The sequence below is a fragment of the Sporosarcina sp. P25 genome (assembly GCF_002743235.1).
Lineage (GTDB): Bacteria > Bacillota > Bacilli > Bacillales_A > Planococcaceae > Sporosarcina > Sporosarcina ureae_B.
In genome coordinates this window covers 1-14,209 of record NZ_PDYV01000033.1, presented here as the reverse complement: position 1 = coordinate 14,209, position 14,209 = coordinate 1, and the positions used below count along the sequence as shown (strand labels likewise).

The window sequence follows — 14,209 nt, the reverse complement described above, 5'->3', positions numbered from 1 at the left end:
GTTTCACCATCTACTTTATATACTTTGACTACGTCTTTCGCAGTTAAGCCCGTCACTGTGACCGTATCGGCGATCCCGACATTGTTCGCCACCGTAATTGTGTCGACCTCTGGAGCCGTCGTCACTTTTTCAGCGGCAATGGCTGCTTCGACCTTGTCACTCTCTAGACTGTTGACATTCGTCACGCTCACTTGAAGTTTATCTCCTGTCAACGGCGCTTTTAAGCTCACGACTACATCGCCTGCTTTTAACGCGACTGCTGAGCCAAGCAACGTGGTTCCATCTTCCGCGTATACTTTTACTACGTCTTTGATAGCCAAGTGTTTCACTGTGACCGTATCCGCTACTCCGACATTGTTCGCTACAGTGACCGTGTCAGCGTCTGGAGTCGGTGTTTCTTTTTCGGCAGTAATTGTAGCTTCTGTCCTTTTACTCTCTAAACTATTGGCATTCGTCACGCTAACTTGAACTTTCTCTCCTGTCAGCTGTGCTTTTAAGGTCACGACTACATCGCCTACTTTTGAGGCTACTGCTGAACCAAGTAACGTGGTTCCATCTTCCCCGTACACTTTTACAACGTCTTTAGCTACTAATCCTTTCACAGTAACTGTATCTGCAATTCCTACATTGTTAGCTACTGTTATCCTTTCAACCTCAGGTGCCGTCGTCATAGCTTCAGCAGGGACATCTACTTCAATTTTTTTGCTCTCTAATTTGTTATAATTAGTTAGGCTTACTTGAATTTTTGCTTCCGTAAACTGTGTTTTAAGAGAAACCGTCAAATCACCACTTTTAGTAGCAGTTGCACTACCTAGTAGTTTTTCTCCTTTAGAATCATAAACTTTCACTACATCTTTGGCTACAACACCTTTAAATACTACTGTATCTGCAGCCCCTACATTATTGTTTACCTCAATATAAGATGGTGTTGCAGCATTCACACTACCGATTGGTGCTACTACACTTGCCGTTACTAAAGCTGATGCAATTAGAGTAGAATAAAGCTTTTGTGACTTACTTTGCATAATAATTATCCCCTTTTAAATTGTATTCTACCGCCTCAATCTGTTAAACATAAAAAAACACTCTTCTAAACAAATTAATTGCCACTATTAAAATAGGTACTTTGGAAGGTTTCCTTTGCACTAATTGATATATCGGTTCTAATTTACAGATTTATAGATAGGAAAAAAATAAATTTTGCTGGTAATAATTAAACATACAACAATGCAACGTATACAAAAAGATGGTATATAGAGATGAAATCTATTAGTAGAAAACAATATTAGAAGAGAGTATAAAAAAATTAACTACTCATTGTATTTAACTACACTAAAAAACTCCAAAAGTCAGAATTCTTTATCTCTCACTTTTGGAATTGATATTAATACTAATCTACTTAGTTAAAAATGAACATAAAAGTACGGTAATTCATTATTCGTATTTACATAACAAATTATAACTATTTCAAAATACCTTTAACACGACTTATTATACCTTCCGCATAACTCTCAATATCTCCAATATTTCTAACTTTATTAGGTGTAATAGAGTTAAGTCTTGCTTGTCCTATTTCGTTCAAGCCGAATTCGAACGATAAAGAAGAAATATCATTCCCATAGACTTCATGAATAAATACCGCACTATTGTTTGCAACTTTTTTTAAATCATTTAAAATGTCTAACTCATTCCCTGGATATAACGAAGATAACACTGTCATTAGATCGGTATTTATGTCTTCTTTTTCGAAAACTGGATATAAACTTAGGCAATTCCAGTTACCTTTTCCGTCGAGCATCCAATCTGCTATAATATAAAAAGGAATGTTTAAGTAATACATTCTGGTTTCTTCTTGGACTATAAATGTATGTTTCGTCAACTCTTCTTTTAACTTATTTCGTAATTGTAAACCATTATACTGAAGCTTGTTTTTGTCATACGTTATTTCATATTTGCCGTTCTCAAGTACACGAATAAATTGTAATACATTTTTCGAGTAGTTATTCATTTCAATTCGAATACATTGATGAGTCTCAAGGAACTTTGTAATATCTCTTATCTTTTCGATTAGTTTAATCTCTGGTATATGGTTTACTAAACAAGGGTTTTTTTGAAGAATCTTGATAAACCCTATTTTTGTCAAATCTTTCGTATTGGTGATACTCAAGAATGGGATATCGATCAATTCGTCATAGATAAATTGCATATCTTGGTGACCTCTGAGTTGAATGCGGTCTAAAATGATATCGGGATATTCTGCAATCTTTTCGACCCACTTATTATCAATCCATACTTTTGCTTTTACTAGCATTTTGTCAAAGTCCATATCTTTTGCTTGAAATAAACAAATTGAAATATTGTTTTCATAACTTCTTTCTGCTAAAGCTTGAATTAATTCATCTTCTTTATAATTTCCATTCAAAATTCCTAACAGTGATTTATCGTTCATTTCTAAATAGGGTAATGAACTTTTGTTTGACTGAAACATCTTTAATTGCGACTTACGGAATGTTTCATCGTAATAAATTCCGTTTATAGCCAAATATTTTGCATATGCTATCGTATTCACAGCTCTTTTTTCTTCATGAAATGCTGTTTGTGGTCCGTTATTCGCTTCATGCATCCAAATACGCCCTGTATCATCTATAGCAAAATCGATACCTAGTTCATCTATACCGAAACCATATAACTTGTCTAAATGCTTGGCAACTTCAATTGAAAGAAGCAAAATCTCATTCTCATACTCAGAACCTTTATATTCAAATTCTCTTATCATGAATTCATGAAAGTCCTCAATATACCCGTCATGCACCACATTACTTAAATTACTTTTCCTGTTACCGATACGTGGATAAATATATGTCAGCATCCACTGACCCTTTCCATCTTTTTGCACATGTGCACGAAAATGATAGGGTTCATTTGCTTTTGTACGGGTCAGCACAAACCGTTGTATAATATAGCTTGCTGACTCCGCAAGAATGATACCATCCAGCCATCTATCAAATTTTTCGGATGAAAAGATTTCCTCGTTTTTATGTTCTAGCACAGAGTAGCGTTGTCCTTTTTTAGTTACAAAGTATATATCTTCCCCTCGATTGCTCTTCAATGCTTTAAATACTGCTTTTTGATTGGTATTCAAAAAATCAAGGATTTGCTTTTTACTCGTTCCGACTATAAACGGCACTAGCAATTCTGCAAATTTTTTATTCTCTAATAATCGTTTAGGAAGAGTCAATTTATTTCCAACATGGAAACTTGTGAAAGGTATCATTCTGCGTAGTTTTCTTTCTGTCTGTGTCTGCTTGCCGCCACCTACATTGTTAATGACATCAGGAAATCTTGAATGAACACTTTTCCAAATTTTATCTTCATATATATAAGCTTTAATTTCTACATTTTCAAAATCTACATCTTGGGATGTAAAGAATATCAACTTTGAATTTTGACGTTCACTTTCTCTAATCATTGCCATTAAACGGTTTTCCGGATAGAATTCTTTTGGATTTCCAAGCGAATGGAATATTCCAATCAAAGTTAGTTCTGCATTTCGAGACGAATTTTCTTCTGCTAATATATTGTATAGTTTTCTTATAGTCGGCAAAAATGAAAACTGAATCAACTCATTAACTTTTAACAAGTCTTGTTTTTCAAAAGCTTCTGCTACTAGAGATATCTGTTTATCCAATTGCAACTTTTGTTCTTTCACTTGTTTTATATCAGAACGAAGAATTGTTCGTTGAATCTCATGATACCCCTCTACAATTGAGCTGAAGGTATAAAGACTTTGGATATATTGCTTCTCCTTGACCAACTTATGTAGATGTTCTATTGCTTCGACTAAAGTGGATAATATATTACAAAGTTGAATCTTTTCTTTCTGCGTTAAGTTGTTCATTTGTGACACCTCTTTCAGTTAGTAAATTTTCTTATCAACAGTGACGTTTTTCAAAATTTTACAATTATATCTTTAAGAACGCGAGTATGAAATCACTTCTTTTAAATTATTACTTTACGCTGATTCTTAATACTACCAGATGATATAGGTTTTTAAAATTATTGTATAAAGGCTTTCGGTATCTTCACACATACTTTCAAGAAAAACAATAGTTTACTTTATAATGTTTTCACATACTGAGATGGTCATTGAAATAATAAAAGCACGATCCGATTGTTGGATCGTGCCTTTTGAATCAATTAACGTAATAATTGAAGTACGCCTTGTGGCTGTTGGTTAGCTTGACTTAGCATTGCTTGTGCTGCTTGAGTTAAGATGTTGTTCTTCGTAAAGTCCATCATCTCTTTCGCCATCGTGCGAACATTAGCTTTCACTAATGACTAGACTATATCTTCACCCTCCGCTATCGGTAGGGGCCGGGCACTTCGGATCGGCAAGGTACTCAGCCTTGCGTTTCCTACGGATTTCATCATCATAGCATGTGCCCTAGATGGTCTATCCTAGTCGTTGAACCTTCTCCACTCTTTCGAGACAGGAGCTTGGCTGCTGATTGCCCAATCTGTTCTTTTTTCAAGCATTCACGCTGACCGTTTCCAGTTACGTTGTAGCAAGAACAGTTTCAGGGGTTTCCAGCAATTCACCCGGTCGTACTCTCTAACCGTTACCAGTTAGGACGACTGTGTCTGTTACTGCTTACGCAGCTAAGACATAATCTACGTCACGGATACGTGATTCTGCAGCTGTTAGGTTTTCGGAAGAAGTTCCGAGATTGTTGATTGTGTGTTCTAGACGGTTTTGGTTTGCACCGAGCATAGAACGTTCGGCTGATACAAGATCAATTGCTTCCTGGATTGTTTCAATAGCAGCATTCGCCCCAGTTTGAGATTCTATATCCACTGCTTCAATTGAAAGACCTGTTGCATCCATTGCTTTAATTGTTAGTTCTTGAGATTGATCTGTGTTTGCACCAATATGCATAACCTTATCTTCAAAAGTGCCATCAAGTAACTTTTGAGTATTAAACTCAGTATTTTCAGCAATACGTGTAATTTCTTTTGTTAATTCTGCAACTTCTTTTTGTAATTCTACACGATCTTTATCTGTATTAGTGTCATTAGAAGACTGAACAGCAAGTTCACGCATACGTTGTAGAATATCATGTGTTTCATTCAACGCGCCTTCAGCTGTTTGAATCAAAGAAATCGAATCTTGAGCATTTTTGGATGCCATGTCCAAGCCACGAATCTGTCCCCGCATTTTCTCAGAGATTGCTAGACCTGCTGCATCGTCTCCTGCACGGTTGATCTTCAAACCTGAAGACAGTTTCTCAATATTACTCGCTGCTGCTGTGTTGTTTGACCCTAGTTGGCGGTGCGTGTTCATCGCTGCCATGTTGTGGTTAATAATCATGTTAATTTCCTCCTTGAGTGTTTGTTGGGTACACGTCCTTGTGTCCCTTATTTGTAGTACGGTTTTGAGTGCCGGCCGGACGCTCTCTGCCGCTTACACTACTAATATCGGATGGGTGACTAGAGTGTTTAGTAGTTTAGTAAAATCTTTTTTCTATTTGTTTGAAATGTGGTGATCCAGTGACTTATGATTCACTTTTTATTTTTAAAATTTGTGAACCAGTCCATATCCAGTGATAATGATTCGGCATTCGTATCCTTAATTGACTGAATGAGTTCGCCCCGTACAATATCCACTGATTTAGGCGCTTCAATCCCTACCCGTACCGTATCGCCTTTTACTTCGAGAATTTTCACTTCTATATTATCGGCGATTTTGATCGTATCGCCCGCTCTGCGTGAGAGTACTAACATATTATTCGCTCTTTCCGCTAGTTGTTTTTTCTTTCATTTCATCCAATTTCTTTTCATCGATTGGATGTTTGATAAGATAGCGCTTATCATTCAATACCATTTGTTTCGCTTTTCTATTGTTTGTTTGGAATAAAAGAGGTGCTTGTAAGTTGATGGTCGATTCTTCAAATGGTTCTTTAATAAAGACGATACCTAGTACCATCAAATCTTCTGGACTTTCTACTTCTAGTAAATCAATTGTTGGATCGTCTATTTTGAAGTCATACTCTGCTACAATTTTGTATGGATTAGCTACGACGAATGCCACACCTGCTTCTTTTGTTGACTGTAGTACTTGAAATTGTTGATTCTCTCCAATTGGCAAGATGACGAATTCTTCTTCCTCTTCAAATCCTGGAAGTCCTTTCGGGAAGTGCCATGCTTTCGATAGGTCTATTTCTATTTTACCGTGGAATTTTGTTGCGATTTCTTTAAGTGGTTGTGTCACTAGATTTCTCTCCTTTTCAACGTTTTGCTGGTTTACTACTCAACGTACTTTTTATTACACTTTCCAATCAATCTCTATCGATCCATACTGTTGCATCTCTACAGATACTTTCCCAGGTGTGTAATTATGGATCGGCTTATTTATTTGTGCGTCGATTTTCGGCTTCTGCGGTGTCACATTAATATCCAGTGAACCTTCAGAAAAACTCATTTTAATTTTGGTACGGTCCCCTACGAATTTCACTTGCAGTTCGGCCATTGGTTTCTCCGTGTTCTGTTTGACGATATCCGCTATCGTTGAACCGTTTTCAATTTTCATCAGTTGCATACCTTCTTGCGCGCGACGAGCTGTGCCTTCTTGTACTTTTTGTAATCCATATTGAGCATTATCAGCCGTTCGGCGAAACACACTTTTCATATCGATATCTGCACGATTCTCTGTGGTGTCGAGTGATAGTTGCGGTCGGGTCGTCGACATTTCTAATATGGCTGCTGGTTGTTCAATGCTCAGCGTGGCTTTAGGTTGTTGGATTTCCTGGATAGGTTTTGTCACTTGGAGATTAATTTTAGCCGGTGTGGTCTGAATTTGAAGCTGTGGAATGTTCACTTTTATCACTCCCTTACTTTCTTATATAAAAATAGCGGACACTTGCGTAGTGTCCGCCACATCTTTTAGCGTAAGAAATCCATTAAAGAAGGCTGCATAATTCTCGCGCCTACCGATAATGTGGCACGATGGATCGACTCTGATGTAATCAAGTCCGTGATCGTTTTCTCAAAGTTCACATCTTCGTTTTGAGAACGTTGTTTTTTTGCGGCACCTTCTTGCATCTCCAGACGATTTTTCATCAGTTCTGCACGGTTGGAACGGGCACCGATGTCTGCACGTTTTGAAAGAACAACATCCATATGACCATCAATTTCCCCAATCAGTTTACCAAAACTTTCTCCTGTAGCCGTAGAACCAGTAGCTGTGAGGTCTTTTACTTTATCTAACATCGTATCAATATCTTTAAACATTTTACTTACATCTGTACTGACTCGTAAGTTTATCCCGTCAAATACTTGTATTTCTACATTGGCAGAAAAAGAATTTCCATCTTCGTACTTACCTGTCTCTTTATTAAAAAGTGGTTGATCTGTCATACTGCCACTGAATATATGCTTGTCGCCAACTTTAGTATTGGCTACATCTTGCAAGTGTTCACGGAGCTGACCAATCTCAGTTTCAATAGCTTTCCTATCTGTCTCTGTCATCGCGCCAGTATTGGAAGCACTTGTAGCTAACTCTTTCAAACGATGCAATACTTGTCCCACGCCATCCAACGCATCGTCCGAACTATCGAGCCAGTTGTTCACTTCGCCCATATTCTTTTGGTATTGTTCCACTTTGTTCACTTGCATGCCGTAGCCCATGCCTTTCATGACGACGACGGGATCATCGGATGGGCGATTGACTTTTTTGCCTGTATTCAATTGTTCTTGAAGTTTGCCCATATTATTATAGCTGCTCGATAAGTTGCGCAGCATGTTTTGCGATAGCATCGATTGTGTTACACGCATGAAAATTCCTCCTTCATTATCTGCCGACTGTGCCCATTCCGTTGATGATTTTGTCGAGTGCTTCGTCCATCACGGTAATCATGCGGGCAGATGCGTTGTACGCTTGCTGGAAGCGGATCATGTCGGTCATTTCTTCATCGAGTGAGACTGAGCTGATGGAGGCACGGCGATTTGATACCGCTAATAGTAAAACTCCTGAGCTTTCGGTCATGTTAAGTGCTTGTTGCCCTTCGACTCCGAGTTGCCCAATCGTTTGAGCGTAGTAGCTCTGCACGCTTGAACCTTCTAGTCCTGGTAACTTCGCAAAGAATACATCGCCCAGTTTTTTAGCGTTTTGTCCGTTACCGACTTCAGCACCCGTTTTAGCATCCGAGGCTGCCAGTTTATTCGGATCTTTTCTAATTGCATCATTTACTGCGATCGTACTTGCAGAAAATTCGGTTGCGCCAGCTGGTAAAACAAAGAATGGCTCGCCTTTTACACCTGTTAAGTCCGTCCCTTCTTCATGAACGGCATTAAACGCTTTCGCAAACTCATTTGCCATTTTATCCAGTTTTGCCATCATCTCTGGGTATAGACCTTTTTCTTTTCCGTCTGAATTTATATATCCATATGAGTCCACAAGTGATTTCAATTCGCCGCTGTTAACCATATCGTTCACAGACAGCTCACCGTCAGCCGGATTCTTAATCGGTCCACCTGAAAACGTGAAGCCTGTCATTAAATTGGGAAACGGTTGATTTGGGTCATTGCCGTCTACAGTGAGTTCTGCGACTTGGTCTTTTTCTACTACGGTGATCGTTTTTCCTGGAACATTTGTTTTAATTTTAATTGTCACGGTACCTTCCGCAATAGCCGACGCACGTCCGCCTGATTTCTCATAGCTCGTTTCAATCGGTAGATAACTAGACAATTGGTCTAGCAATCCGTCACGCGCATCGTAGAGATCGTTCGGCAAGTAGCCATTCGGTTCGACGTTGGCGATTTGTTTGTTTAGTTCTCCAATTTGAGTTAGCAACGAGTTAATATCTTTTGCGCTAAAATCAATTTCATCGCCTAGATTTCCTTTAACTTCAGAAATAGACTTGTAAATATAGTTAAACGAGTCAGCTACCGCCACCCCACGTTCCACAACCACCGCACGCGCCCCGCCGTTTTCCGGACTCGACGCAAGTGTTTGCAACGATTGCCAAAAGTCGCTCATCGATTGCTGTAAACCATACTCGGAAGGCTCGCCGATCGCGTCTTCCATTTGTGCAATCGCATTCGTACGTGATTCCCAGTATCCTAGTTTCGTTGATTCACTGCGAAATTGATGATCGACAAATGAATCACGAATCCGCTGAATACTACCTGTTTCAACGCCTGTCCCAAGAAATCCTGGCATCGTGCCTGCGTTTATTCCGATCCCAGGAAAGCCGGATGTTGCTTGCATGTTGACGCGCTGGCGTGTGTAACCGGGTGTGTTGACGTTTCCGATATTATGCCCTGTCGTATAAAGAGCGGATTGCTGTGTGTACAATCCGCGTTTGCTAGTTTCTAGTCCCATGAATGTTGAGCGCATAGTGTGTCCTCCTTAAGCTTGGGAGTCGAATGAAGAGAGCTTAGTTTTTGCTCCGCTTTGTGACTGCCCTTGTACTTCGTTTTTCGAATAGTTGACGGTTTCCGGACGCGGACGGACCATGTCCAGCGATAGATTCACAAATTGAAGTGATTGATAAGTCAGTTGCTGATTGAGTTCATTCTGCTGTTTCAACTCATGAATCGCATGCAGGAGACGGTCCCTCGCCTCTGCTAACTGTTCTTTGTCCGGAGTGCTTGCTAGTTCGATTAATTGTGTCATGGTCGGTTCAGCAAGTACGGCACTTCCTTGTGCGGTTATATACTGCTTCACTTCCTGTACACGTTTTTGGTCCATTTGCACAATAGCTGCTAAGTGAGCTTGCTCCTCCTTCAACAGCTGGTCAATCCCGTCGACGTCGCCGCTTTTTAGCAATGCGGTCTTGTCGTTCGACAGACGGAGCAAGCTCATATGCAGTTTTTCTAGGTGATTGAGCGTTGTCAAAATTGGTTCAATGGACATGTGTAACCCTACTTTCATTATAGCTTATTGAAATACGACACCATTCTGGAAGCGAGTTTACCCGCATCTACTTGATATTCTCCAGATTGCACTTGCGCTTTCAATTCCTGTACTCGCTGTTGTCTGGCCGATTCAATCGGTGAAGTTGCGGATAACTTTTTCGCCTCTGATGAAATCTCGAGCTTATCCGTTTTCACTTGTGCTGTTTGCTTCATTTGATCCACTTTCATTTGCTGATTGCGGTACGGGTTGACGGCTTGTGGTTTAAATCCTTCTATTTTCATACGTCTCGCTCCTTTCACTTCTTGTGTTGGATTTAGGTACTACTCTTTACTTCGGCAGATTTCATGAAGTTTTTAGAGGCTTTTGTATGAAAAAACGAGCAGTACGAACTGCTCGTTTCGCATGTCATCCTCTACGGTCTTTTTGTGTGTAGTATGTGCCTTTTTCTTGCGCCTCAATCGCTTCACGGAGCTCTTGCGCCGCATCAAATGTTCGTAGGTCCGCTTGAATTTCATCGGTACATTTGGCACAGATCTTCCCTGACGATGTTAATGCGCCACATTTATCACATGGATAGCCGAGATTCGGGAACATTGCCGGTTGCAGTCTCCCTTTACGAACCCAGCGATGCAGTAATTCCTGTGTTACGCCGGTTACTTCTACAATCCGCTCTATAGTCGCTGCACGGTTCTCTCGTTTTCGTAAAAATCGATAGACTGTCTCATACATTTCTTCTTCCGCTTGCGCACACGTGCCGCATACGTCTCGAAGTCCTGTGTAATTAAACATACTGCCACATGTCGGACAATTTCTAACTTCCGCCATCTCTCTCACTTCTCTCTAATAGGTCTGAATAACGTCACAGCTTCCACTCGGTGTACTCCGCGCTGCTTCAACGCTTCAGCTGCGTGACGCAATGTGGTGCCAGTCGTATAAATATCGTCAACAAGCACGTGCACTGCTTCATTATAGAGTATATCGGCCGTTACGTGGAATAGTTCAGTCATTGCGAGACGTTCGCTGCGTGATTTTTCCCCCATTACCGATTCCGTTGTTTTTGCAAGTAGCGATTGATACGAAATATTCGCGGCGTCTAGTAACGCATCCACTTGCGAAAACGTTCGTTTCTTTTTATTGATCGGATGCATCGGAATCGGTACGATGATCTTTTTGGAATCGTTCAGTACACTACGTAATGGGGAGGCAAAAATTTGTGCGAGCGCGATGTCTTGCATGAACTTGAACTGATGCAAGTACTCTCTCGCTGCTTCATTATATGCATAGAGTGAATGAACAGAATCGAGAACATTGTCTTCTAGGATTCTGTCGATGCGTTCGAATTTTTCGAGACAAATTGGACAGGCGGACGTGTCTTGTTGAAGACCGAGGAAGTGTTGCCAAGTGGGCTGGTCATGTAGTGGTTTATCGCATAGTAAGCACGTCATTGCGGCACCACGGTGTTGTTTAGTTTACGAATTTCTCGTTTCGCTTCATCCATCGCATAGGTGATGCCTTGATGGAACAGTACGAAGTCGCCTGACGTGTTCGGTACGGAACGACCCACTCGCCCACCGATTTGGATGAGTGCGCCTTTATTGAAAATCGTTTGCTCCGCTCCGACAACCGCCACTTGCACGTTCGGAATGGTAATCCCCCGCTCGAGTATCGTCGTCGTCAGCAAGCCAGGGACTGCTTTTTGTCTAAGTAACTGCACCCGTTCTTTGCGGTCTTCATGTTCCGCATGGACTGCACAAATTCGCTCATCGAGTTTCTGGAATAACGGTTCAGCGAGTTCCATCAGTTCAATCTGATGAAAGAAAATGAGAAACGGTTGCTGTTTAGTCAGACGTTCGGTTGTCCAGCGCAGTAATTTCGCCGGAATCCGTTTCTTTTTCAGCTGTTTCTCGTAATTCCATAACGCCACGTTTCGCGGTACGGGTAACGGCTGCCCGTGATAACGCCGTGCGAGGACCGAAATATGGCCTTGTTTTTTATTCATCGCAAGCAACTGACTCGAAGGCGTTGCCGTCACAAAATGAATCGGCGCGTTCGGTTTCGCTGCTTTCCTGACGGCTCGTTGTAACGTTTCGTCCGCTGTGTAAGGGAACGCGTCGGCTTCATCCACGAAGACCGCATCGAACGCCTCGTGAAAACGGTAGAGCTGATGGGTCGTCGCAAGAATTAGCTGTGCGTCAAAATGTTCTACTTCTGCCCCGCCATATAACGCTTCTACTGTCGTATCCGGAAAAGCAGTCACTAACCGCGGCAATAGTTCTAAGATGACGTCCACACGAGGTGCTGCTAGACAAACCCGCTTGCCTTCATTTAATACATAATGAATCGGTTGAAACAGCATTTCCGTCTTGCCCGAACCGCACACTGCATAAAGTAAATGGGAGACGCCTTGTTTCGTACTTTCAAGCAATTCACGCGTCGCTTTCTGCTGAGAAGGCGTCAAATTCCCTTGCCAGTTCATACGGTGATTCGTCGGAAAAGTCGGTGGTGTGCCTGTCCACGTGAGTAGATGCGAACAACATGACACGCGCCCCATGTTGAGACAATTTCTACAATAGGCGCACGGTGCTTCGCATTGAGCGCACGCGAATACGGTGAAACGTGTTTGATTTTCATTATGGCAACGCTGACACGTATAGTGCGTACCATGCCACGTCTTGTTCGTTGTGACGCCTGGTTCTATATGGATATCGCCTTGACGAATCGCTTCGTCAACGGCTTCTTCCGAAAATGGCACAAGATGACGCAACCAAATGCGCCCTGCCAAGAATTGCTTAAGTTGGTGTCGTTCGGACATGCAGTTCCCCCTGTTCAGGTTCCGCGTCGTTTCACCCAACCGAGTCCCATGGCCCCTTCACCAAGATGCGTGCCGATCACCGGGCCAAAGTGGCTGATCGTGAAATCGACGTTCGGATGTTTTTCTTCTAATAGTCTTTTCCATTCTACTGCGTCGTCATAGCGATTCGCGTGGATCACTGCCGCATCTAACAATTGGTTCTTCGCATCTTCCGACAATAAATCCGAAATGCGCTTCATCGCTTTTCTAGCTGTACGGATTTTTTCAAACGGTACGATGACTTTGTCTTCGAAATGCAAGACGGGCTTCACTTGCAACAGTCCGCCAACTAGCGCTTGTGCACCGGATAAACGACCGCCACGTTGCAGATGCGATAAGTCGTCCACCATGAAATAGGCTTTGATGCCTTTTTGCATGTCTTTTAATTCTTCAATAATCGCATGCGGATGTACGCCTTCATTCGCAAGCTGTGCTGCACGGATCGCGTAAAAGCCTTGGGGATAGGCTGAAATTTCCGAATCAAACGCCAGCACTTCTAGTTCCGGTACGAGCTCGGCCGCCTGTATCGCACCCATATACGTTCCGCTAATGCCGCTCGATAAGTGAATCGTAATGACCGCATCGTAGTCTTTCGCGAGTTCGCTAAATAGCGCTTCGAAGTCACCGATCGCGGGTTGTGATGTCTTCGGTAACGGGCCTTTACCGCGCACCAGTTCATAGAATGCTTCCGTGGTAATATCGACATCTTCTTTGAATTCTTTGCCGTCGATAGTTACGAGTAACGGGATCGTGTAAATCCCAAGTTCTGCTTTTATGTCATCCGGCAAATACGCCGTCGTGTCTGTCACAATCGCTGTTTTCAATATGATCAACTCCTGTAACTTATTCTACCTGAAATCGGTGGAGTTGGCATCCGTGAAGAAGAAATTGGAGCAGTAAGTTGGAATTAGTTTTCGTGGAGAGAGTCGCTGCCAGACACTTTGATTGAGTTCACGTTCAAGACCTAATTCAAGTGCAAACGTCAAGAGACGATGGCGGACTTGCAGACGGGGTTTGCGATTGAGCGGTTGATTGGTTTTATAGAGCGGTTAGCGTGGTGGATAGAGCGGATACGGGGCTTGATAGAGCACTCACGACAAACTATGAGCGGATAACACGTTTCATAGAGCGAAAAGCAAGCTGCATAGAGCGGATCTCAGCCAACTATGAGCGCGGCCAGAGCACGACCCGACCACAGCCCGACCGCGACACCCAAGCCCAGCCCAGCCACCAACCCCAACCCCCCTCATAACCAATGAACTCATCCAACAGCATTAGTATACACAAGAAAAAAATCCTTCCGAATCATAAAATGTACCCTATAAGATAGACACTTTGAAAAAAGTCTATCCTATAGGGTACTTTTGTTTATAATGAATAAAAAGATGTGGGAGCGGATGAATGTGACTGAACGATTGTTTACCTTAAAAGAACAAGCACGC

13 protein-coding genes and 2 pseudogenes are annotated in these 14,209 nt (G+C 41.8%); all 15 read right to left on the bottom strand.

Going from position 1 to position 14,209, the window contains the following annotated elements; translation table 11 throughout:
* Positions 1-1,025 (bottom strand): annotated as a pseudogene (locus CSV70_RS16045) (hypothetical protein); the annotation flags it as partial.
* Positions 1,026-1,462: 437 nt separating this feature from the next.
* Entirely contained in the window at positions 1,463-3,898 is a 2,436-nt protein-coding gene (locus tag CSV70_RS16040; RefSeq protein ID WP_099661179.1) for a YheC/YheD family protein, read from the bottom strand.
* A gap of 299 nt (positions 3,899-4,197) precedes the next feature.
* Positions 4,198-4,311, bottom strand: a pseudogene (locus CSV70_RS16035) (flagellin); the annotation flags it as partial.
* A 340-nt stretch (positions 4,312-4,651) separates the two neighbouring features.
* The gene (locus tag CSV70_RS16030; RefSeq protein ID WP_099661178.1) at positions 4,652-5,368 is read right to left on the bottom strand and encodes a flagellin N-terminal helical domain-containing protein; all 717 of its coding nucleotides are present in this window, start codon (positions 5,366-5,368) and stop codon (positions 4,652-4,654) included.
* Between the two features lie 191 nt (positions 5,369-5,559).
* Entirely contained in the window at positions 5,560-5,781 is a 222-nt protein-coding gene (csrA, locus tag CSV70_RS16025) for a carbon storage regulator CsrA (RefSeq protein WP_099661177.1), read from the bottom strand.
* A 1-nt stretch (position 5,782) separates the two neighbouring features.
* Positions 5,783-6,268: a flagellar assembly protein FliW gene (fliW, locus tag CSV70_RS16020; protein WP_099661176.1), complete on the bottom strand. Its 486-nt coding sequence runs from the start codon at positions 6,266-6,268 to the stop codon at positions 5,783-5,785.
* A 54-nt stretch (positions 6,269-6,322) separates the two neighbouring features.
* Positions 6,323-6,874 carry a DUF6470 family protein gene (locus CSV70_RS16015; protein WP_099661175.1) on the bottom strand — a complete coding sequence of 184 codons (552 nt, stop codon included), beginning with the start codon at positions 6,872-6,874 and terminating at the stop codon, positions 6,323-6,325.
* 65 nt (positions 6,875-6,939) lie between these two features.
* The gene (flgL, locus tag CSV70_RS16010) at positions 6,940-7,830 is read right to left on the bottom strand and encodes a flagellar hook-associated protein FlgL (protein ID WP_099661174.1); all 891 of its coding nucleotides are present in this window, start codon (positions 7,828-7,830) and stop codon (positions 6,940-6,942) included.
* Positions 7,831-7,846: 16 nt separating this feature from the next.
* The gene (flgK, locus tag CSV70_RS16005; RefSeq protein WP_099629375.1) at positions 7,847-9,394 is read right to left on the bottom strand and encodes a flagellar hook-associated protein FlgK; all 1,548 of its coding nucleotides are present in this window, start codon (positions 9,392-9,394) and stop codon (positions 7,847-7,849) included.
* 12 nt (positions 9,395-9,406) lie between these two features.
* Positions 9,407-9,913 carry a flagellar protein FlgN gene (locus tag CSV70_RS16000; RefSeq protein ID WP_099629376.1) on the bottom strand — a complete coding sequence of 169 codons (507 nt, stop codon included), beginning with the start codon at positions 9,911-9,913 and terminating at the stop codon, positions 9,407-9,409.
* Positions 9,914-9,930: 17 nt separating this feature from the next.
* Positions 9,931-10,197: a flagellar biosynthesis anti-sigma factor FlgM gene (flgM, locus tag CSV70_RS15995; RefSeq protein WP_099629377.1), complete on the bottom strand. Its 267-nt coding sequence runs from the start codon at positions 10,195-10,197 to the stop codon at positions 9,931-9,933.
* Positions 10,198-10,321: 124 nt separating this feature from the next.
* Positions 10,322-10,741, bottom strand: a complete 420-nt coding sequence (locus tag CSV70_RS15990; RefSeq protein WP_085132978.1) for a TIGR03826 family flagellar region protein — start codon at positions 10,739-10,741, stop codon at positions 10,322-10,324.
* A 5-nt stretch (positions 10,742-10,746) separates the two neighbouring features.
* Positions 10,747-11,361: a ComF family protein gene (locus CSV70_RS15985; RefSeq protein WP_099629378.1), complete on the bottom strand. Its 615-nt coding sequence runs from the start codon at positions 11,359-11,361 to the stop codon at positions 10,747-10,749.
* On the bottom strand, positions 11,358-12,728 hold the full coding sequence (locus CSV70_RS15980; protein ID WP_199171634.1) for an ATP-dependent helicase ComFA: 1,371 nt from the start codon (positions 12,726-12,728) through the stop codon (positions 11,358-11,360). The genes CSV70_RS15985 and CSV70_RS15980 overlap by 4 nt, the downstream gene beginning before the upstream one ends.
* Before the next feature lie 14 nt (positions 12,729-12,742).
* The gene (locus CSV70_RS15975) at positions 12,743-13,591 is read right to left on the bottom strand and encodes a DegV family protein (RefSeq protein WP_085132976.1); all 849 of its coding nucleotides are present in this window, start codon (positions 13,589-13,591) and stop codon (positions 12,743-12,745) included.
* Between the last annotated feature and the right edge of the window lie 618 nt (positions 13,592-14,209).

Coding starts and splice junctions, on each gene's coding strand:
- CSV70_RS15980 (WP_199171634.1), bottom strand. CDS start 12,728: ATGTCCGAACGACACCAACTTAAGCAATTCTTGGCAGGGCGCATTTGG.
- csrA (WP_099661177.1), bottom strand. CDS start 5,781: ATGTTAGTACTCTCACGCAGAGCGGGCGATACGATCAAAATCGCCGAT.
- CSV70_RS15985 (WP_099629378.1), bottom strand. CDS start 11,361: ATGACGTGCTTACTATGCGATAAACCACTACATGACCAGCCCACTTGG.
- flgL (WP_099661174.1), bottom strand. CDS start 7,830: ATGCGTGTAACACAATCGATGCTATCGCAAAACATGCTGCGCAACTTA.
- flgK (WP_099629375.1), bottom strand. CDS start 9,394: ATGCGCTCAACATTCATGGGACTAGAAACTAGCAAACGCGGATTGTAC.
- CSV70_RS16030 (WP_099661178.1), bottom strand. CDS start 5,368: ATGATTATTAACCACAACATGGCAGCGATGAACACGCACCGCCAACTA.
- CSV70_RS15990 (WP_085132978.1), bottom strand. CDS start 10,741: ATGGCGGAAGTTAGAAATTGTCCGACATGTGGCAGTATGTTTAATTAC.
- CSV70_RS16040 (WP_099661179.1), bottom strand. CDS start 3,898: ATGAACAACTTAACGCAGAAAGAAAAGATTCAACTTTGTAATATATTA.
- CSV70_RS16000 (WP_099629376.1), bottom strand. CDS start 9,913: ATGTCCATTGAACCAATTTTGACAACGCTCAATCACCTAGAAAAACTG.
- flgM (WP_099629377.1), bottom strand. CDS start 10,197: ATGAAAATAGAAGGATTTAAACCACAAGCCGTCAACCCGTACCGCAAT.